At 54.5% G+C, this 19,810-nt stretch carries 22 protein-coding genes and 1 tRNA gene; 7 read left to right on the top strand and 16 right to left on the bottom strand.

The features are described 5' to 3' along the window. The gene (gene yejF, locus OGW44_RS11215; RefSeq protein WP_049268560.1) at positions 1 to 1,590 is read left to right on the top strand and encodes a microcin C ABC transporter ATP-binding protein YejF; all 1,590 of its coding nucleotides are present in this window, start codon (positions 1 to 3) and stop codon (positions 1,588 to 1,590) included. A 3-nt stretch (positions 1,591 to 1,593) separates the two neighbouring features. Here yejF and OGW44_RS11210 read toward each other — a convergent pair whose 3' ends face one another. The 3 genes from OGW44_RS11210 to rsuA all read right to left on the bottom strand — a co-directional run bounded on the left by OGW44_RS11210 (position 1,594) and on the right by rsuA (position 4,185). Next, positions 1,594 to 1,938: a YejG family protein gene (locus OGW44_RS11210; RefSeq protein WP_029139605.1), complete on the bottom strand. Its 345-nt coding sequence runs from the start codon at positions 1,936 to 1,938 to the stop codon at positions 1,594 to 1,596. Between the two features lie 333 nt (positions 1,939 to 2,271). Next, the gene (locus tag OGW44_RS11205; RefSeq protein ID WP_016153755.1) at positions 2,272 to 3,462 is read right to left on the bottom strand and encodes a Bcr/CflA family multidrug efflux MFS transporter; all 1,191 of its coding nucleotides are present in this window, start codon (positions 3,460 to 3,462) and stop codon (positions 2,272 to 2,274) included. A gap of 15 nt (positions 3,463 to 3,477) precedes the next feature. Then, a complete protein-coding gene (rsuA, locus tag OGW44_RS11200; RefSeq protein ID WP_016153756.1) occupies positions 3,478 to 4,185 on the bottom strand; it encodes a 16S rRNA pseudouridine(516) synthase RsuA in 708 nt (235 codons plus the stop codon). Between the two features lie 150 nt (positions 4,186 to 4,335). Between rsuA and radD the strand changes: the two genes are divergently transcribed. Both radD and rplY read left to right on the top strand, forming a co-directional pair. Continuing rightward, positions 4,336 to 6,096, top strand: a complete 1,761-nt coding sequence (radD, locus tag OGW44_RS11195) for a DNA repair helicase RadD (RefSeq protein WP_080858944.1) — start codon at positions 4,336 to 4,338, stop codon at positions 6,094 to 6,096. A 124-nt stretch (positions 6,097 to 6,220) separates the two neighbouring features. Further along, positions 6,221 to 6,505, top strand: coding sequence for a 50S ribosomal protein L25 (gene rplY, locus OGW44_RS11190; protein WP_016153758.1), 285 nt, complete (start codon positions 6,221 to 6,223; stop codon positions 6,503 to 6,505). A 121-nt stretch (positions 6,506 to 6,626) separates the two neighbouring features. Here rplY and yejK read toward each other — a convergent pair whose 3' ends face one another. Next, the gene (gene yejK, locus OGW44_RS11185; RefSeq protein ID WP_016157002.1) at positions 6,627 to 7,634 is read right to left on the bottom strand and encodes a nucleoid-associated protein YejK; all 1,008 of its coding nucleotides are present in this window, start codon (positions 7,632 to 7,634) and stop codon (positions 6,627 to 6,629) included. 134 nt (positions 7,635 to 7,768) lie between these two features. On the opposite strand from yejK, the gene OGW44_RS11180 reads away from it, so the two are divergent. From OGW44_RS11180 to narP, 4 genes are all read left to right on the top strand, one after another. Then, complete coding sequence (locus OGW44_RS11180) at positions 7,769 to 7,996, top strand: YejL family protein (protein WP_003027506.1); 228 nt, start codon at positions 7,769 to 7,771, stop codon at positions 7,994 to 7,996. Between the two features lie 31 nt (positions 7,997 to 8,027). After that, on the top strand, positions 8,028 to 9,788 hold the full coding sequence (yejM, locus tag OGW44_RS11175; protein ID WP_115190431.1) for an LPS biosynthesis-modulating metalloenzyme YejM: 1,761 nt from the start codon (positions 8,028 to 8,030) through the stop codon (positions 9,786 to 9,788). A 74-nt stretch (positions 9,789 to 9,862) separates the two neighbouring features. Further along, positions 9,863 to 9,939, top strand: a tRNA-Pro gene (locus tag OGW44_RS11170). A gap of 207 nt (positions 9,940 to 10,146) precedes the next feature. After that, complete coding sequence (gene narP / locus OGW44_RS11165; protein WP_016153764.1) at positions 10,147 to 10,794, top strand: nitrate/nitrite response regulator protein NarP; 648 nt, start codon at positions 10,147 to 10,149, stop codon at positions 10,792 to 10,794. 59 nt (positions 10,795 to 10,853) lie between these two features. On the opposite strand, the gene OGW44_RS11160 is transcribed toward narP, so the two are convergent. The 12 genes from OGW44_RS11160 to napG form a co-directional block, all read right to left on the bottom strand. Then, complete coding sequence (locus OGW44_RS11160; protein ID WP_016157003.1) at positions 10,854 to 11,903, bottom strand: cytochrome c-type biogenesis protein CcmH; 1,050 nt, start codon at positions 11,901 to 11,903, stop codon at positions 10,854 to 10,856. Further along, positions 11,900 to 12,457, bottom strand: a complete 558-nt coding sequence (gene dsbE / locus OGW44_RS11155; protein ID WP_003834613.1) for a thiol:disulfide interchange protein DsbE — start codon at positions 12,455 to 12,457, stop codon at positions 11,900 to 11,902. The genes OGW44_RS11160 and dsbE overlap by 4 nt, the downstream gene beginning before the upstream one ends. After that, on the bottom strand, positions 12,454 to 14,409 hold the full coding sequence (locus OGW44_RS11150; protein WP_016153766.1) for a heme lyase CcmF/NrfE family subunit: 1,956 nt from the start codon (positions 14,407 to 14,409) through the stop codon (positions 12,454 to 12,456). Before OGW44_RS11150 ends, dsbE begins: the two co-directional genes overlap by 4 nt. Then, a complete protein-coding gene (gene ccmE / locus OGW44_RS11145; protein ID WP_016153767.1) occupies positions 14,406 to 14,885 on the bottom strand; it encodes a cytochrome c maturation protein CcmE in 480 nt (159 codons plus the stop codon). The genes OGW44_RS11150 and ccmE overlap by 4 nt, the downstream gene beginning before the upstream one ends. Then, the gene (gene ccmD, locus OGW44_RS11140; RefSeq protein WP_016153768.1) at positions 14,882 to 15,094 is read right to left on the bottom strand and encodes a heme exporter protein CcmD; all 213 of its coding nucleotides are present in this window, start codon (positions 15,092 to 15,094) and stop codon (positions 14,882 to 14,884) included. Before ccmD ends, ccmE begins: the two co-directional genes overlap by 4 nt. After that, positions 15,091 to 15,828, bottom strand: coding sequence for a heme ABC transporter permease (locus OGW44_RS11135; protein ID WP_047416261.1), 738 nt, complete (start codon positions 15,826 to 15,828; stop codon positions 15,091 to 15,093). The genes ccmD and OGW44_RS11135 overlap by 4 nt, the downstream gene beginning before the upstream one ends. A gap of 76 nt (positions 15,829 to 15,904) precedes the next feature. Beyond that, positions 15,905 to 16,564, bottom strand: coding sequence for a heme exporter protein CcmB (gene ccmB / locus OGW44_RS11130; protein WP_003027542.1), 660 nt, complete (start codon positions 16,562 to 16,564; stop codon positions 15,905 to 15,907). Beyond that, entirely contained in the window at positions 16,561 to 17,181 is a 621-nt protein-coding gene (gene ccmA, locus OGW44_RS11125; protein WP_016153771.1) for a cytochrome c biogenesis heme-transporting ATPase CcmA, read from the bottom strand. The genes ccmB and ccmA overlap by 4 nt, the downstream gene beginning before the upstream one ends. A gap of 20 nt (positions 17,182 to 17,201) precedes the next feature. After that, positions 17,202 to 17,804 carry a cytochrome c-type protein NapC gene (napC, locus tag OGW44_RS11120; protein WP_003027548.1) on the bottom strand — a complete coding sequence of 201 codons (603 nt, stop codon included), beginning with the start codon at positions 17,802 to 17,804 and terminating at the stop codon, positions 17,202 to 17,204. Positions 17,805 to 17,813: 9 nt separating this feature from the next. Continuing rightward, the gene (napB, locus tag OGW44_RS11115) at positions 17,814 to 18,263 is read right to left on the bottom strand and encodes a nitrate reductase cytochrome c-type subunit (RefSeq protein WP_016153772.1); all 450 of its coding nucleotides are present in this window, start codon (positions 18,261 to 18,263) and stop codon (positions 17,814 to 17,816) included. Beyond that, the gene (gene napH / locus OGW44_RS11110) at positions 18,260 to 19,123 is read right to left on the bottom strand and encodes a quinol dehydrogenase ferredoxin subunit NapH (protein ID WP_016153773.1); all 864 of its coding nucleotides are present in this window, start codon (positions 19,121 to 19,123) and stop codon (positions 18,260 to 18,262) included. The genes napB and napH overlap by 4 nt, the downstream gene beginning before the upstream one ends. Continuing rightward, a complete protein-coding gene (gene napG, locus OGW44_RS11105) occupies positions 19,110 to 19,805 on the bottom strand; it encodes a ferredoxin-type protein NapG (RefSeq protein ID WP_016153774.1) in 696 nt (231 codons plus the stop codon). Before napG ends, napH begins: the two co-directional genes overlap by 14 nt. Positions 19,806 to 19,810: the final 5 nt, after the last annotated feature.

Below are 19,810 nucleotides of genomic sequence, written 5' to 3'. Positions count from 1 at the left end.
ATGACACAACCACTGTTAGCTATTGAAAATTTATCGGTAGGTTTTCGCCAACAGGAGACCGTGCGCACCGTGGTCAATACCCTCTCACTGAGGGTTGATGCCGGGCAAACTCTGGCGCTGGTGGGCGAGTCCGGTTCAGGTAAAAGCGTGACCGCGCTTTCTATTCTACGGTTATTACCGACCCCTCCCGCAGTCTACCTTTCCGGCGACATCCGTTTTCATGGCGAATCATTGCTTCATGCCGATGAGCAGACGCTTCGCGGCGTTCGTGGGAATAAAATCGCCATGATTTTCCAGGAGCCAATGGTGTCGCTAAACCCGCTTCACAACCTTGAAAAACAGCTGTATGAAGTGCTGTCGCTGCATCGGGGAATGCGTCGGGAGGCCGCGCGGGCAGAAATACTGACCTGTCTGGATCGGGTCGGCATCCGTCAGGCGGCCAAACGTCTCGCAGACTATCCGCACCAACTGTCCGGCGGCGAACGCCAGCGCGTAATGATCGCCATGGCGCTGCTTACGCGACCGGAGCTGCTTATTGCCGATGAACCGACCACCGCGCTGGATGTATCCGTACAGGCGCAAATACTACAGCTGCTGCGGGAGCTACAGCGCGAGCTGAACATGGGATTACTGTTTATCACCCACAACCTCAGCATTGTGAAAAAACTGGCCGATACCGTTGCGGTGATGCAAAACGGCCAGTGCGTTGAGCAAAATCGAGCAGCACAGCTGCTCACTGCGCCAACGCATCCCTACACGCAGAAATTGTTAAACAGCGAACCTTCCGGCGATCCGGTGCCTGTACCTGCCGGGCAAGCGCCATTGCTGGAAGTGGAAAAACTCTGCGTTGCCTTCCCCATCCGTAAAGGTATCCTGAAGCGCGTGGTGGACCATAACGTTGTGGTTAACAACGTCAGTTTTTCCCTCCGACCCGGTGAAACGCTGGGGCTGGTCGGGGAGTCAGGATCGGGGAAAAGCACTACCGGGCTGGCGTTACTGAGGTTAATCACCTCACAGGGAAGCATTGTGTTCGATGGCCTCGCGCTGCATACCTTAAATCGCCGCCAGCTGTTACCGGTACGTCACCGCATTCAGGTTGTTTTTCAGGATCCCAACTCCTCGCTGAACCCGCGCCTGAGCGTGCTACAGATTATTGAGGAGGGACTACGCGTTCATCAGCCAACTCTGTCAGCCGAACAGCGCGAAGCGCAGGTGAAAGCGGTAATGGCGGAAGTGGGACTGGATAGCGAAACGCGGCATCGTTACCCGGCGGAGTTTTCCGGCGGTCAACGTCAACGCATAGCCATTGCCAGAGCCTTGATTCTCAAGCCTTCCCTGATCATTCTGGATGAACCAACATCGTCGCTCGACAGAACCGTACAGGCGCAAATCCTGACGTTATTAAAGTCTTTACAGGAAAAGCATCGCCTGGCTTATATCTTTATCAGCCATGATTTGCACGTAGTACGCGCGTTATGCCATCAGGTTATTGTGCTAAGGCAGGGAGAGGTCGTGGAGCAAGGACAATGCGAGCACGTATTTAATGCGCCACAGCAGGCATATACGCGTCAGCTGCTCGCGCTAAGCTGACGCTCAAAACGGATTGTTATTTGAAAACGGCTCTGCGATGGCCACGCCGAAATTTTTCAGTCTGCAGGTCGCGGCAAATTCATCCTGACGATTCACAAACAGGCACGGCTCCCCTTCGCATTCCAACACGGAACAAGGTACCTCAATGTCGCTGAGGGCCTGGCTGAGTTTATGCATGACTGACCACGCGCTGTCACCATCAGGGCTAAGCAATTTGAGCGCCACCAGGCTGTTCTCATTGCTCTGACCGTTTTGCGGAATCGGTTCAACCTTTGAACCTGCGAAACCCACCGACCAACGATAGCACTGTGGCAGACGATGAACGATTGAGAGTTGTAATGTCATCACTTTCTTTCCCTGGAAGTACAATCACTTCACAATTATTTTACATCAATATTAACACATCATTGACAATACGTCTTTAAACAGTTCGTAAACGTTTACACCCTGACTTTATGCCACTTTCCGAACCAAATATTTAAATTTATTCAACGGTTCTGGCATATTTCCGCGCTATATGTACTCGTTTCTGCGATCTAACTCAACCTTTTTAACTACAATGATGTGACTTTTTACATAAATTGATTTTACATAAAATAAACATAAGCGGGGAAGTTGATAGATTTTCGGTTGATGTACATCAACTCTGGAGGCCCTATCGCCCCCAGGTTGTGTAATAGATCACCGTTTTTTGGCGCGGCTGGCGTAGAGATAGAAGAGAATTGAGCAGGTAGCGCAAAACGCTATCGACCAGATCATCGGCCAGGCCGAGTTAAAAGTCGCCAGTGACAGCAGCGCCCCAACGATGGCACCAATGCCAAAACGGAACGTCCCTGCCAGCGATGACGCCGTTCCCGCCATATGCGGAAATTCATCCAGAATGACCGCCATGGCGTTGGATGACACCATCGACACGCAGCCAACAAACGCCGCAACGCCCACCACCAGCGCCCAGAAACCAACCCCGAACAGCGCGCTAAAGACCATCCAGCCCGCCATCACGAATTGGATCCACAGGCCAGTACGGAACATATTCAACGCCCCAACCCGACGAACAAAGCGGCTGTTGATGATAGTCATCACGAACAGGAAAACAATGTTCAGAGCGAAGTAATAGCCGAAATGCTGCGGTGAAACGTGGTTAATCTCAATGTAAACAAAAGGTCCGGCGCTCAGGAACGAGAACATCCCGGCAAAACTAAACCCACTGGCCAGCATATAGCTCAGTACACGCTTGTGGCGAAACAGCGAGGCAAAGTTGCCGAGAGTAGTACGCAAGCGAAACGGCTGGCGGCGCTCAACTGGCAAGGTCTCTTTGATAAGCGTAAAGATCATCACCGACGCCAGAATAGCCGCCACGGCGAGGATCCAAAAGATGTAGTGCCAGCTCAGCCATACCAATACCCAGCCGCCCACGATGGGTGCCAGTAAGGGTGCAATTGTCGTGACCAGCATGACAAATGACATCATGCGCGAAAACTCTTCCTTCGGATAGATATCGCGCATCAGGGCGTTGATAACCACGCTCGCCGCAGCCGCAGCCAGACCATGGAAGAAACGCATCACGATCAGTTGATCGATAGTTTGTGCCAGCGCACAGGCAACTGCCGCCGCCGCAAACACCAGCGTCCCGCCCAGAATCACCGGCTTGCGCCCAATGCTGTCAGCCATTGGACCATAGAGTAACTGCCCCACCGCGAACCCAAGAATATAGGTACTGAGGGTCATCTGCGCGCTACCTGCAGGCACACCAAACTGTTCAGAGATAACAGGTAGTGCCGGAAGATACATATCAATCGACAACGGCATCAGCATGGCTAACAAGCCAAGGATAAAGACAATGGCAATTGACGAGTTCTGCCGGGTGGTCACATTTAGCTCCTGAAATTAACGCGGGGTTAAGTTAACGCTGGCGATTTCTTCTTCGGTCAATGGACGGTATTCACCCGGCTCCAGATCCTCATCAAGCTTGATGTCACCAATCCGTTCACGGTGCAGTTCAACAACGTGGTTACCGACGGCGGCAAACATACGTTTAACCTGATGATAGCGCCCTTCGCTGATGGTCAATCGCACCTGAGTTGGCGTAATAACCTCCAGCACGGCCGGTTTGGTCAGGTCTTTCTCATTATGCAGTTGTACGCCATGGGCAAACTGTTCGGCGGTGTCATCTGCCACCGGCGACTCCAGCGTCACCAGATAGGTTTTCTCACAATGGTGACGTGGCGAAGTGATGCGATGCGACCACTGTCCGTCATCGGTCATCAGCACCAGTCCGGTGGTGTCGATATCCAGGCGCCCTGCCGCATGCAGTTTGTAGGCAACCGGCTCATCAAGGAAATAGAGCACTGTCGGGTGATCCGGGTCATCCGTTGAGCAAACATAACCCTGAGGTTTATTCAGCATAAAATAGCGCGGGCCATTTTGTTGAATCAGGGAATTGCCGTCATATTCTACGTCGTGTTCTGGCAGCAGCTTAAAGGCACTGTTTTTGACGATTTCACCGTCGACGGTAACGCGGTTAGCACGGATCTCACGCCCGGCAATAGCGCGGCTGACGCCGAGTTGCTGAGCGATAAATTTATCAAGTCGCATGAGTGTGATTTTTGCCTGTAAAAAACAAGAAGCGGGATTGCGCCCGAAAAGTGGGACGATTATCCGCCCAGTATAGCGGCGTTACACCATCCCTCAAGGGAAATGATTCATGGCATACTATACATTGTTGCTGCTTACCTTAATGAGCCCATGATTTTTACTCTTCGCCCGTACCAAAAAGAAGCCGTGGATGCCACGCTCAACCATTTCCGCCACCATCGCACGCCAGCGGTTATCGTCCTGCCAACCGGTGCGGGAAAAAGCCTGGTGATTGCTGAACTGGCCCGCGTGGCGCGTGGTCGCGTGCTGATACTGGCGCACGTTAAAGAACTGGTCGCGCAAAACCATGGCAAATATCGCGCGTTGGGGCTGGAAGCCGATATTTTTGCCGCAGGACTGAAGCGTAAAGAGAGCCACGGGAAAGTGGTATTTGGCAGCGTACAGTCGGTGGCGCGTAATCTTGACGCCTTTCAGGGAGAATTCTCGCTGCTTATCGTCGATGAATGTCACCGTATTGGTGATGACGACGAGAGTCAATATCAGCAAATCCTCACTCACCTGACCAAAGTAAATCCCCACTTACGCCTGCTCGGGCTTACTGCCACTCCTTTTCGTTTGGGCAAAGGCTGGATTTATCACTTTCATTATCACGGTATGGTGCGCGGCGATGAAAAAGCGCTGTTTCGTGACTGCATTTATGAATTACCGTTGCGTTACATGATTAAACACGGCTACCTGACGCCGCCAGAACGCCTCGACATGCCGGTAGTGCAGTATGACTTCAGCCGCCTGCAGGCGCAGAGTAACGGCCTGTTTAGCGAAACGGATCTGAATCAGGAACTGAAAAAGCAGCAGCGAATAACGCCGCATATCATCAGCCAGATTGTCGAGTTTGCCCAGACGCGCAAAGGGGTGATGATTTTCGCCGCCACAGTGGAGCACGCCAAAGAAATTCTGGGCCTGCTGCCTGCTGACGATGCCGCGCTAATCACCGGAGACACGCCTGGTGCAGAGCGTGATGTGCTGATTGAAGAGTTCAAAGCCCAGCGCTTTCGCTATCTGGTGAATGTGTCGGTCCTGACCACTGGCTTCGATGCCCCGCACGTCGACCTTATCGCCATTCTGCGCCCGACGGAGTCAGTTAGCCTTTACCAACAAATTGTCGGTCGCGGCCTGCGCCTGGCACCGGGTAAAACCGACTGTCTGATCCTCGATTATGCCGGTAACCCGCACGATCTTTACGCGCCGGAAGTGGGGGCGCCGAAAGGGAAAAGCGATAACGTTCCGGTGCAGGTGTTCTGTCCCACCTGCGGGTTTGCAAACACCTTCTGGGGCAAAACAACGGCAGACGGCACGCTGATTGAACACTTTGGCCGCCGCTGTCAGGGGTGGTTTGAAGATGATGACGGCCATCGCGAACAGTGCGATTTTCGTTTTCGTTTTAAAAACTGCCCACAATGCAACGCGGAAAATGATATCGCCGCCCGCCGTTGTCGGGAGTGCGACACGGTGCTGGTTGATCCAGATGACATGCTGAAAGCCGCGCTCAGGCTCAAAGATGCGCTGGTCCTGCGCTGTAGCGGCATGGTGTTACAAAACGGCCAGGATGAAAAAGGCGAATGGCTAAAAATCACCTATTACGATGAAGATGGTGCCGACGTTAGCGAACGCTTTCGCCTGCATACTCCCGCGCAGCGTACGGCTTTCGAGCAACTGTTTATTCGCCCGCACACCCGAACGCCCGGCATTCCCTTACGCTGGATAACCGCCGCCGATATCCTCGCCCAGCAGGCGCTGTTACGTCATCCTGATTTCGTGGTGGCGCGCATGAAAGGTCAGTACTGGCAGGTCCGTGAAAAGGTCTTCGATTATGAAGGACGCTATCGTCGGGCACATGAATTACGCGGTTAATCGTACTTTTGATTGATGTACCAGCCGTTTAAGTATAGAATCTCGCCCGCTTTTGCATACGCAAAGCAGATCACTTACCTGTTGCTGGGTCGCCTGTAGCAGGAATTATTAAAGAGAGATTTAAATGTTTACTATCAACGCTGAAGTACGTAAAGAGCAGGGTAAGGGTGCGAGCCGCCGCCTGCGTGCCGCTAACAAGTTCCCGGCAATCATCTATGGTGGCGCAGAAGCCCCGGTTGCTATCGAACTGGATCACGATGCAGTTATGAACATGCAAGCTAAAGCTGAATTCTACAGCGAAGTTCTGACCATCGTTGTTGACGGTAAAGAAGTGAAAGTTAAAGCTCAGGCTGTACAGCGTCACCCGTTCAAGCCGAAGCTGGCACACATCGACTTCGTTCGCGCGTAATCGCTTACAAGTTGAAAGAAAAACCCCGCCTCGGCGGGGTTTTTTTATGGGATTTTGTTGGCGGTAAAGATGAATCACGCAAGCCGGATAAGGCGTTAACGCCCCCATCCGGCAAACGGCTTTATTTCCCGCCCGAGGTACGACGCTGTAGCTGATCGCGCAGGTTCGGCGGCGTACCTTTGATGGTCAAAGTATCTGTGGCTGGATCCCAGAAAATACGCTCACCCAGTAACATGGCGTCGAAGTTGATGGTTAACCCGCCGCCGCTTCCGGCAAATTTGGTTAACTGGCGCAGCGTGCTGCGATCTGCCGGGAAGCTCTCTTCCAGTTCGTAGCCTTTATCAGCGGTAAATTCGCTGAAGCTGACTTCACTGACGCCGGAAAGCTCTTTGGACAGCGACTCCAACTCGATCTCTTCACCGGCCTGCAGTTGCTCGTTACAGTAGCTGTACACCTGCTGACGCACGTTCTGGCGTTCTGCTTTATCGAGTTGCGCCTCGGCGGTAAAGTCATCGACCGCCTGCAACAGGCCGCGGTTTTGCGCTTTGGCGTTAAGCCCCTCGCTGGCACCCAGGAAGTCCATAAAGAAATCGGCGACTTTGCGCCCTACCCGCCCTTTCAGGAACGTCAGATAGCGCGTGGACTCCGGGTTGGTTTCCCACTCGGTTAAATCAATACGCGCCACGATATCCGCATGATTGATATCCAGATAGTGCGTCGGGTTGATATCCAGATTTTCATTGACGCGCATACTGCTTAAATTGTTCAGCACGGCGACCAGCAGATACTCTACCGCCAGATAGCGGTAATGGCAGAACAGGACAATGCCGCCATCAGCAAAAGGATATTTCGCCAGTTCGTCTCGCAAGCGCCCAGTCGCTGCACGACTAAAGGCCAGAAAATCCTCTTCGCCCTGACGCTGTAAACGCAGCGTTTGCGCCAGTTCACTCTCTGCGCTAAACAGGCCATAAGCTTTATTCTTGGCGCTGTACACCCGATGCAACTCAGCCATCATATCGACAACGGTCGCTGTCGGTTCCAGTAATGAATCGCGCAAGACCAGCTCAAGGTTCTGCTCGTCACGTTTGATAAGCTGGTGCAGGGCAATCTGGTTGATATCCAGACTCATGATAAACTCTCCTTTTAGACCGGGCGGTATTCAACCACCTGCCGGGCAGTGACGCAATAGAAGATAAAAAAGCAGAAAAAAAACTGTCTGTACGGTAATATGTTGCCCTTTCATGAACAGACTGATTTCGATTTATGCCACAAATTTCCCGCTATAGTGACGAACACGTTGAACAACTGCTGAATGAGATGCTCAACGTACTGGAAAAACATAAGGCGCCGACCGACCTTTCCCTGATGGTACTGGGAAATATGGTGACTAACCTTATCAATACAAGCATCGCACCGGCCCAGCGCCAGGCGATTGCCAACTCTTTTGCCCGCGCATTGCAGTCTTCGGTAAACGACGACCAAGCGCATTAAGAGCCTGCTCCGGGGAAACGAACAACAGTTTATGGTAACTCATCGTCAACGCTACCGTGAGAAAGTCTCCCAGATGGTTAGCTGGGGGCACTGGTTTGCCTTGTTCAACATTCTGTTGGCCATGGTGCTCGGTAGCCGTTACCTGTTTGTCGCCGACTGGCCGACAACCCTTGCAGGTCGTGTTTATTCCTACCTGAGCGTTGTCGGGCATTTTAGCTTTCTGGTGTTCGCCACCTATCTGCTGATCCTGTTTCCCCTGACGTTTATCGTCATGTCCCAGAGGCTGATGCGATTCTTATCAGCTATTCTGGCGACGGCTGGCATGACGCTGTTGCTAATCGACAGCGAAGTTTTTACCCGCTTCCACCTGCATCTCAATCCGATCGTCTGGGAACTGGTCATCAACCCAGACCAGAATGAAGCGGCGCGTGACTGGCAACTGATGTTTATCAGCGTACCGGTTATTCTGTTAATTGAAATGCTGTTTGCAACCTGGAGCTGGCAAAAGCTGCGCAGCCTGACGCGTCGTCGCCATTTTGCCAAACCGTTAGCAGCATTCTTCTTCGTTTCCTTTATCGCCTCGCACGTGGTGTATATCTGGGCGGATGCCAATTTTTATCGCCCGATTACCATGCAGCGTGCGAATCTGCCGCTCTCCTACCCGATGACGGCACGCAAATTCCTGGAAAAACATGGCCTGCTGGATGCTCAAGAGTATCAGCGTCGCCTGATCGAACAGGGCAATCCGGAAGCGGTTTCCGTGCAGTACCCGCTCAGCGAACTGCGCTATCGCGATATGGGCACCGGTCAGAACGTGCTGCTGATTACCGTCGACGGTCTGAACTACTCACGCTTTGAAAAACAGATGCCTGCGCTGGCTGAATTCGCCGGGCAGAATATCTCGTTTACGCGTCACATGAGCTCAGGCAACACCACGGATAACGGCATCTTTGGCCTGTTCTATGGTGTTTCGCCAAGCTACATGGACGGCATTTTGTCGACCCGTACGCCTGCGGCGCTGATTACTGCACTGAACCAGCAGGGTTACCAGTTAGGGCTATTCTCCTCGGATGGCTTTACCAGCCCGCTGTATCGCCAGGCGCTGCTGTCAGACTTCTCCATGCCAAGCGTACAAACGCAATCTGACGAACAAACCGCAAGCCAGTGGATTAACTGGCTGGGACGCTACGCGCAGGAAGATAACCGCTGGTTCTCGTGGGTCTCCTTTAACGGGACGAACCTTGATAACAGCAACCAGAAGAACTTTGCCAAACGCTATGCCAGCGCCGCTCAGGATGTGGATGCCAATATTAACCGTGTTCTTAGTGCCCTGCGCGACTCCGGTAAACTGAACAACACAGTGGTGATTATTACCGCAGGTCGGGGCGTGCCGCTGACTCAGGAAGAGAACAATTTTGCCTGGTCGCGTGGTCATCTGCAGGTTCCGCTGGTTATTCACTGGCCGGGAACACCTGCCCAACGCATCAATAGCCTGACCGATCATACAGACCTGATGACAACGCTCATGCAGCGCCTGCTGCACGTCAGCACGCCTGCTAACGAATACTCGCAGGGGCAGGATCTGTTCAATGCAAACCGCCGCCATTACTGGGTTACCGCCGCCGACGGCAGCACGATGGCCGTTACCACGCCAGACATGACGCTGGTGCTGAACAACAACGGTAATTATCAGACCTATGATTTACGCGGCGAAAAAATAAAAGATCAGAAACCGCAGCTAAGCCTGCTGCTACAGGTTCTGACGGATGAGAAACGATTTATTGCTAACTGATTAATTATAAATCACTTAGCGATGCTTCCCCTTGCATTCGCAGCGGAAAGCAGTAGTATTAGCAGCCATAGCGTCGGCACGTAGCGCAGCCTGGTAGCGCACCGTCATGGGGTGTCGGGGGTCGGAGGTTCAAATCCTCTCGTGCCGACCAAAAATCCCAGAAAAACCAACCTTCATGGTTGGTTTTTTTATGCCCGCGATTCCACGTTCCTTATTATTACCCCGGCCTTTAGCACAGGTTTTACTACTTACCCATGCACAAATTGGGGTAAAATTTACCCTCTCATCAGCGCGATGAAACTAGACGAGTGATGCGCTGAAAACAATAATGATACTAATAAAAACTCAGGAGAATAGTATGCCTGAAGCAACGCCTTTTCGGGTGCTGATTGTCGACGACCACCCACTAATGCGGCGAGGAATTAGTCAATTATTGCAACTGGATCCCGCATTTAACGTAGTCGCGGAAGCAGGTGACGGTGCCAGCGCTATCGATCTGGCTAACCGTCTGGACCTGGATGTGATCCTGCTGGATCTCAATATGAAAGGCATGAGCGGACTGGACACCCTGAACGCGCTGCGCCGGGATGGCGTCACCGCGCAAATTATTATTCTTACCGTCTCGGATGCAGCCAGCGATGTGTACGCCTTAATTGATGCCGGCGCGGATGGTTATTTACTCAAAGACAGCGATCCTGAAGTCTTGCTGGAGGCCATTCGCAGTGGCGCCAAAGGCGGTAAAGCTTTTAGCACACGCGTCAGCGAATATCTGCGCGAACGCGATCTGTTCGGCGCACAAGAAGATCCCTTCAGCATTCTCACCGAACGTGAACTGGATGTATTGCATGAACTGGCTCAGGGGCTGTCGAACAAACAGATTGCGTCAGTGCTGAATATTTCCGAACAGACCGTGAAAGTGCATATTCGCAACCTGCTGCGCAAACTCAATGTGCGCTCTCGCGTTGCTGCCACTATCCTGTTTTTACAAACGCGTGGAATGCAGTAATCCATGAAGAGGCCGGATAGCCCCGATATGCGAAGCGCTATCGGGGCTATTCTGGATACTTATTTCTCCTGCGGCGTTAGCTGCTCCATCGCCTGCTTAATGCTCCGTTCTATTACCGCCCGACGGGTATCGTTGGCAGGTAATAGTTTCAGCATAATCTCCCACGCCGCAACCGCCTCGCCGAAGCGCTGCTGTTCAAAGGCGTTGAAAGCGTACATGCTGAGAACTCGCACGTTGGCATGTTCGCCACGCACCAGTTGGCGTAACAGCTCCCCTCCCCGACGGTTATCATCAGGATCGGAAGAACGGGTCAGCGCTTCCGCATAGCCCAGCGCCGCATCGCTGTTTTTAGGATCCAGTCGATAGGCATTGGCATAGGCTTCAGTGGCCGTACTGGCGTTACCGAGAACCATGCCAATGCGTCCAAGCATGATCCAGCCTTCAACATTTGCGGGATCGGCTTGTAAACGTGTGCGCAGCCCCAGCGCCAGACGCGCCATATCTTCTTCATTGAGCGGCTCCGCTTTCGGATCCAACGCCCGCTCCAGCAGCGCCGGAGCCTGAGCGGTGGCCTGCTGCCAGACCTGAACCTGCTTATAGCTGCCGGTTTGGTAATAGCTTACTGCGCCAACCACCAGCGCCACCACGATACCAGGCACAAACAGCCCGAATCCACCGCGCTTGCCATTCGGAATAACATCGTCAGGAAACTCTTCCTGTTTCACCCGAACGCGTCGGCGAGTACGGGCGAAAATAATCCAGCCCCCCAGACCAATCGCTACCACCGGCATCACCCACAGCAGCACGGTGAGCGGCGTTAACGGCGGATCGTAAGTGACGAAGTTGCCGTAGCGCGCCACCATGTAATCGACAATTTCTTTCTGGCTTTTTCCTTCCTGCATCAGTTCGTACACTTTCTGACGCAGGTCGGTGGCAATCATCGAGTTAGAATCGGCAATGCTGTTGTTCTGGCATTTAGGACAACGCAGTTGTTCAGTAAGCTGGCGGAACTGCTGCTCCTGCGCTTCGTCCTTAAACTGCATCACGTCGATAGTCGCAAGCGCAGATCCCGAGATAACCAGCATTAGCAGGCCCAGTAAAAATCTCATTGCGCAGCCTCCTTACTGTACTTGTCCCATAACGGTTTGATCTCGCTCTCCCACACCCGGGCGTTCAGATCGCCGGCATGGCGATAGCGAATAATGCCTTTGCCGTCGATTAGGAACGTCTCAGGAGCACCGTACACGCCAAGATCCAGACCGAGCATACCGTCGCCGTCAAACAGACTTAATGAGTAAGGATTACCCAGCTCTTTCAGCCAGACAATGGCTTTCTGACGATCATCTTTATAGTTCAGACCCACTACCCGCACGCCTTGCGCAGACAGCTGATTCAGATACTGATGCTCGGCGCGACAGGTCGGGCACCAGGTCGCCCAGACGTTCAGCAATACCGGTTTGCCCTGCGTCAGCACATCGGCCTGATAGTGCTGACCCGGATTTTCCAGTGACTCCAGGCGGAATGTCGGAACAGGTTTGCCGATCAGCGCCGATTCCAGATTAGTGGGATCGTCCCCCTGAGCGTTACGCGCGAGCTGCCACAACAGCGCCGCCGCAATGATGAGAAAAATAATAAACGGAATTAACAGTGCGTTGCGCTTCATACAGCCTCCGACGCATTTTTTTGCACCGCGGCGCGAGGACGCGTCCGCTGGCGATAGCGTGGATCAAACAGGCAGAACAACCCGCCCAGCGCCATCAGCAATCCTCCGGCCCAAATCCAGCGAATAAACGGTTTGTAGTACAGGCGTACAGCCCATGCGCCATTATCCAGTTCTTCACCCAGCGCAGCGTACAGATCGCGCGTGAATCCGCCGTCAATTGCCGCTTCGGTCATCATCGAACTGGTGCTGTTATAGAAGCGTTTTTCCGCATGCAGCGTGGCTTCCGGCTTACCGTCTCGGGTAACGCCAATAATGGCAACGCCGCCCCGGTAGTTTGGCCCGGTAATATCTTTCACTTCGCGGAAAGTGAACTGATAGTTATGGATACTAACGCTATCACCCGCTTTCATGCGCACATCGCGTTCAACGCTGTAGTTCTGGCTAAAGGCAATACCAACAATGGTAATCGCCAGCCCAACGTGACCCGATACCATGCCCCAGTAGCTTGGCGTCAGCTTTGTCCCACGGGAAATACGCAGGAACGCTTCGGACATCGCCAGTACGAATATCCAGCACGCCATCGCCAGCCCCACCACTGTCATGGCGGCAATGCGATCCTCAAGCAGCCACGGCAGCAGCAGCGACAGAACAAGGGTGGTGACAAACGCGATAAGCAATAACGTTTTCAGTTTACGCGGTCGGTCACGGCCCCAGCGCACTAATGGCCCAATCCCCAACAACAGTGCGAACGGCGCCATCAGCCAGGTGAACATGGTGTTGAAAAACGGCTCGCCAATCGAAATGCTGCCCAGTCCCAGCTGTTTGTGCACCAGCGGCAGCAGCGTGCCCAGTAGCACCACCAGCATGGCGGCAATCAGCAGGACGTTATTCCCCAGCAGCAGCGATTCACGCGACCACAGCGCGTTGTTTACCCGTGAGCGAACCTTGTGACCGCGCACCGCAAACAGCAGCAGAGAGCCGCCAATTACCAGCACCATAAAGGCCAGAATAAACATCCCGCGCGACGGATCGGAGGCGAAAGCATGCACCGACACCAGTACGCCGGAGCGCACCAGGAAAGTACCTAACAGACAAAGTGAGAATGCGCAGATTGACAGCAGCAGCGTCCAGGCTTTAAAGCTGGCGCGCTGCTCGGTTACCGACAACGAGTGCATCAGCGCCGTTCCCACCAGCCATGGCATAAACGAGGCGTTTTCAACCGGATCCCAGAACCACCAGCCGCCCCAGCCCAGCTCGTAATAGGCCCAGGCCGAACCGAGCACAATGCCCAGCGTCAGAAACACCCACGCCGCCAGCGTCCACGGACGCGAAAAACGGGCGAATGTGCTGTCCAGTCGTCCGCTCATCAGCGCAGCAATCGCAAACGCAAAGGCAACCGAGAAGCCGACATACCCCATGTACAGCAGCGGCGGATGGAAAATCAGCCCCGGATCCTGCAACAGCGGGTTCAGGTCACGTCCTTCAATCGGGAAGTTCGGCAACGTGCGGGCAAACGGGTTGGAGGTAAACAGAATAAATAGCAGGAAACCGACGCTGACCATTCCCATGACCGCCAGCACGCGGGCGACGATATCCAGCGGCATGCGCTGGCTGAACGCCGCAACGGCGAACGTCCAGCCACTCATCAGCAGCACCCACAGCAGCAACGAGCCTTCATGCGCCCCCCACGTCGCCGCCACCCGATACCAGACCGGAAGCTGGGTGTTGGAGTTGCTGGCGACGTAGGTCACGGTAAAGTCATTAACCACGAAGGCGTTGACCAGAATCAGGAACGCCCCCATCACACAGATAAACAGTACCCAGGCAAAGGGACGCGCGGAGGCCATCATCCGCACGTCGCCGCGCGCTACGCCCCACAGCGGATAGACCGACAGCAGTAATGCAACGCCAAGCGCAAGGCACAACAGCGCATTGCCAATTTCAGGCATCATGACGTTTTATCCTTATAAACACTTTCCGGGCGACGGTGGTTTTCCTGCATCGCTTTTTCGACTTCCGGCGGAGTGTAATTTTCATCATGTTTAGCAAGCACTTCTTTGGCCTGCACATGATTTCCCCCGTCCAGTTCGCCCTGAACGACGACGCCCTGCCCTTCGCGGAACAGATCCGGCAGAATGCCTTCATAGGTGACATCCACCACACCTTCGGCGTCATAGATGCTGAAATTCACCTTCAGCGACTGCGGATCGCGCTTTACGCTGCCAGGCATAACCATACCGCCCACGCGCAGGCGCTGGCCGACTTCAGGCATTTGCTGCGTTTCGCGCTTACCGTAGAGTATCTCTCCCGGCGTATAGAATAGGTCGATATTGGAACGCAGCGCGTAGAGCACCAGCGAAATGGTCAAAGCCAGACCTGCCAGGACCGCACAGGCTATCCATAACCGATTTTTACGTCGAATGTTCACGCCGCCTCCCGTTGCACTTGCGCCGCGCGCATGCGCGCTTCTCTCGCCCGCTGCTGCGCGACACCGCGTAAGATTGCACGATGCTGTAACGCAGAATGCAGCACCAGCGCCACCAGCGGGACAATGCTCATCGCCACAGCCAGCCAGACATACAAGGCGTAACCGCCCATCGCGAAAAAATCACTCCATGATGCAAATGCAGGGGTCATTGGCGGCCTCTTTTTAAGATCAGTTCGCTCACCCACGGGCGGCGTTTTTCCATCATCAAAATCAGGTTACGCATGCGCATCAGCGCCAGCGTGACAAAAAGTAACAGGTAGCCGACGATCGCCAGACGCAGCGGCGCACGCATTGCCGGATCGATACTCTGCTGCATACGGGTCGACCCCTGATGCAGCGTATTCCACCACTCGACCGAGTAGTGAATAATCGGCAAGTTGACCACGCCAATCAGCACCAGAATGCCGGCAGCGCGACCAGCCAGACGGCGGTCGTCAAAGGCATGCCACAGCGCAATGGCGCCGACGTAGAGAAACAGCAATACCAGTTCAGAGGTGAGTCGGGCATCCCAGACCCACCAGGTGCCCCACATCGGTTTGCCCCATGCAGAGCCCGTCACCAGCGCAATAAAGGTAAACACGGCACCAATGGGCGCCATCGCGGCCAGCGCCAGATTGGCCATTTTCATCTGCCAGACCAGGCCAATAAACGCGGCAACGGCCATCGATGCATAAATACCCATCGACCAGATTGCCGCCGGAACGTGCAGATAAATAATGCGATAGCTCTGCCCCTGCTGATAATCCGCAGGCGCGAAGCCAAAGCCCCAGATCAACCCGGTTATCAGTATCACCGCGCTGGCAATCGCCAGCCACGGGATAAACCAGCCACAGATCTGATAGAGCCGAGGAGGCATCGCCAATTGATGAAGTGTTTTCCACATAGTTCAGTCACCAGACTCCGTAAATTAATATCCGTTGTGCCGGGGCGCCTTGCCCGGCCTGCATATCTCAACTGCGCTACTGCACGCTGATCCGTAACGCCGCAGCTGTGGCAAACGGGCTTAGCGTGGCGCTGCCGACCAGCAACGCGCCCAGAATCGCCATGTACCCTTCAACCGGTAAGTGCATGGAAGCCGCATCCATCGCCGCGGTCGCAAAAATCAGTAAGGGTATGGTGAGCGGAAGTACCAGCACGCTTAACAGCACGCCGCCGCGCTTTAAGCCCACCGTCAACCCCACGCCCGGCGCGCCGAGGAAGCCCAGCGTCGGCGTCCCGAGTAACAAGGTCAGCGCCATAATTTTCCAGCCGTACATATCCATGCCCAGCAGCAACGCCACCAGCGGCGAGAGGATCAGCAGCGGCAGGCCGGTCACGACCCAGTGCGCCATCACTTTCGCCAGCACCACTGCCGGCAGCGGCAGCGGCAGCAGCATCAGTTGCTCAAGGCTGCCGTCCTGCAGATCATCACGAAACAGGCGCTCCAGCGCCAGCAACGACGCCAGCAGCGCCGCAACCCAGATGATGCCCGGCGCAATACGCGCCAGCAGTTGCGGCTCCGGCCCAATGCTCAGCGGGAACAGCGTAATAACAATCAGGAAGAACCATAAAGGATTGGCGATTTCCGCACTATGACGAAACGCAACTCGTAGTTCTAAACGGAAGATTCGCCACATCATTGCGTTGCCCTCTCGCTGGTCAGCGCAATACGTCGCACTTTATCGGTCTCTACATTGAGTGGTTGGTGGGTGGTGAGAATAACAATACCGCCCTGCTCCGTATGCTGCGCCATACGCTGAGTCAGTCGCTCAACGCCGTTCACATCAATGGCGGTAAAGGGTTCGTCGAGGATCCACAGCCGGGCGCGGGTCAGCCACAAACGGGCCAGCGCCACGCGCCGCTGTTGTCCGGCGGAGAGTTGATTCACCGGGATATCTTCATATCCGGCAAGCCCCGCCTGCGCCAGCGCAGCCAGACACTGTGCGACGTCGCCGTCATGGTGGAAGAAACGCAGGTTTTCCAACGCCGAAAGCCGGGTTTTTATCCCCGGCTGATGTCCGATCCACAGCAGTTGTTGATGGTAGCTGTCCCGCACGTGATGCAGCGGTTGCTCTTGCCAGCAAACCTCCCCTGCGTCGGGACGCGCCAGCCCGGTAAGTAACCGCAGCAAAGTGGTTTTCCCTGCGCCGTTGCTGCCGGTAATTTGTACCCATTCCCCTGCGTTGACGCGAAATGACAAATCGCTGAACAGTATTCTGTCATCCCGCTCGCAAAGTAATTCTCTGGCTTCAAGCATACCTGGTTATCTACATCCTGTTAAAATCCCGGTTTGACTTCGCGCATATCAGGCAGTTTGTGCGCTATCCCTTTATGACAGTCAATACAGGTTTGCCCGTCTTTCACGGCCTGGTCGTGCATTTTGGCCGCAACGCCTTTCTGGGCGGTTAAATCCATAAACTCGAAGTTGTGACAGTTTCGACACTCTTGCGAATTGTTATCTTTCATACGCCGCCACTCATTTTGCGCCATCGTTAAACGATGGTCTTCAAATTTCTGCGGTGTATCTATCAGCCCCAGTGCTTTCGCGTACAGCTCTTTACTGGCCTTGATCTTACGAATCATTTTCGGACCCCACTCATGTGGGACGTGGCAATCAGGGCAAGTCGCTCGCACACCACTACGGTTGTTGTAGTGTACGGTTTCCATGTATTCCTGGTACACCGTATTGCGCATTTCGTGACAGCTAATGCAGAACTCTTCTGTATTGGCCTTTTCCATACCGGTATTAAAGCCGCCCCAGAAAATAATGCCGCCCACAAAGCCGATTAACAACAGCGTGCCGAGCGCCAGACGGCTGGGGCGACGCCACCATTGCCAGACGCGCTTAATCCAGCCTGGTTTACGGTTAGAATTTTCCATAATGACCTCTTATTTCCCGTAACCTTTCGAGGGGGTGAAGGTATTTTCAACAATCGGCGCGGCGTCAGCCTGCGGCACGTGACATTGCAGGCAGAAATAACGACGCGGCGCGACTTCAGCCAATACCTTACCGTCGCTGTCCATAAAGTGCGTCGGACTGATACGTGGCGCACCGGTGGTGCGATAGCTTTCCACACCGTGACATTGCAGGCAGCGGTTAGTGTTAGTCGTCACCTGATACCCTTCAACGCTGTGCGGAACCATCGGCGGCTGATTCACATAGTTCAGCGGCATACGCACTTGCTCTTTCGGCATGCGAATCGCCCCTTCTTGTGTCCCTGAGACTTCCGGTGACTGGCTCAGATCCACTCCGTTTGCAGCCCAAACGGCCCCACTGACTACCAGGGCCAGCGCAGCCGTCCATTGACTCAGCGCTTTAATCAGGTCATGGCTTTTCATGATTTCGCTCCCGAACTCCATCGTGTTGTTATTGTAAAAACATCCTCAGAACAGACATCCACACAGCGACCGCAGGCCATGCAATCGCGGCTGGTTACCTGCACCGGACTTTGCTCATCCAGCACCGGCGCACGTAGCACATGCGGTTCCGGGCAAACATGAAAACAATCCATACAGCGGTTACATCTGTTACGTTCTTTTGCCGAAACGGTTAATGCACCTTTACTCCCCACCACGCTATACAGCGCACCCAGTGGGCAAAGATGCCCGCACCAGCCATGCTCAACGACCAGTAGATCAAATAAAAACAGCGCGAGGATCAGCAGCGCCCCGCTGCCAAATCCCATGACCAGGCTCCGTCCGAGCAGAGAGACTGGATTTATCCACTCCCACAGCAGCGTACCGGTCACGGCGGAACCGACCAGGATAACCACCAGCAGGACGTACCGTATATGGCGCGGCAGGGTTGCAGACTGATTCAGGTCAAACCTTCTGCGCAACCAACTGGCTAAATCGGTGACAGGGTTCATGGGACAAACCCAACTGCAAAACAGTCGCTTACCCGCCAGGGCATACAGCACCGTGATGATGACCGCCCCCGTTAACGCAACCGTCGCCGGCAGGTGTCCGCTGGCCAGGCTTTGCAGGGTAATCAGCGGATCGGTGAACGGGATGGAGTCCAGCAACAGGCTGCTACTGTAATTGCCATGCAGGATCCAGACGCCAAGCCACGGGCCGCTAAGGAACATCGCCAGTATCAGAAACTGGCTCAGACGACGCAGCACCAGCCAGCGATGACTCTTCCACCATCCTTTTTTTGCCTGCGCTTCACGCCCGGCGTCACGTTTACGATTTGCCATTGTTCCCCTCCAGCCAACCGAAGCGGTAATGGTGTCCTAACTCCCCTTTCGCCAACGACAGGGGCAGCACTTTTATTGCTGGCTGCTCCAGGACGCAGACTTTTTCGCATTTCCCGCAGCCGGTACAGGCATCGCTGTGTACGGTCGGAATAAACCGCGCATGCTTGCCGGTACGCATGTTGCGGTCCAGCTCAAGGGTGATAGCCTCATCGATTTTCGGGCACTCGCGATAGCAAACGTCGCAGCGTAATCCCTGATAGTTGAGGCAGTTTTCGTGATCCAGCAGTACCGCCAGCCCCATGCGTGAATCGTCAATAGATTCAATGTCCCTGTCCAACGCGCCGCTGGGGCAAACTTTGGCGCACGGAATGTCTTCACACATTTCGCAGGGAATATCACGCGCGACAAAATACGGCGTACCGGCAGCCAGCCCTGAGGCCAGCGTCGCCAGCTTCAGCGTGTCATACGGGCAGGCCTGAACGCACTGACCACAGCGCACGCAGGCACTGGCGAATGCCTCCTCGCTCAGTGCGCCTGGCGGGCGTAGCCGCACGCCGGTTGCTCGTGCGGTTTGCTGTTGCAACCCCAGCGCCACGCCAACGACGGCCAGTCCGCCCGCTGCGCGAACCATATCGCGCAGAAAGCGGCGGCGGCCATTTTGGGGTTTTGCTGACCGGGACATAACGC

Source organism: Citrobacter sp. Cb023, assembly GCF_030336805.1.
Classification (GTDB): domain Bacteria; phylum Pseudomonadota; class Gammaproteobacteria; order Enterobacterales; family Enterobacteriaceae; genus Citrobacter; species Citrobacter braakii.
The sequence above is the reverse complement of the archived record's forward strand: the minus strand, read 5'-3'. Positions and strand labels throughout refer to the sequence as shown.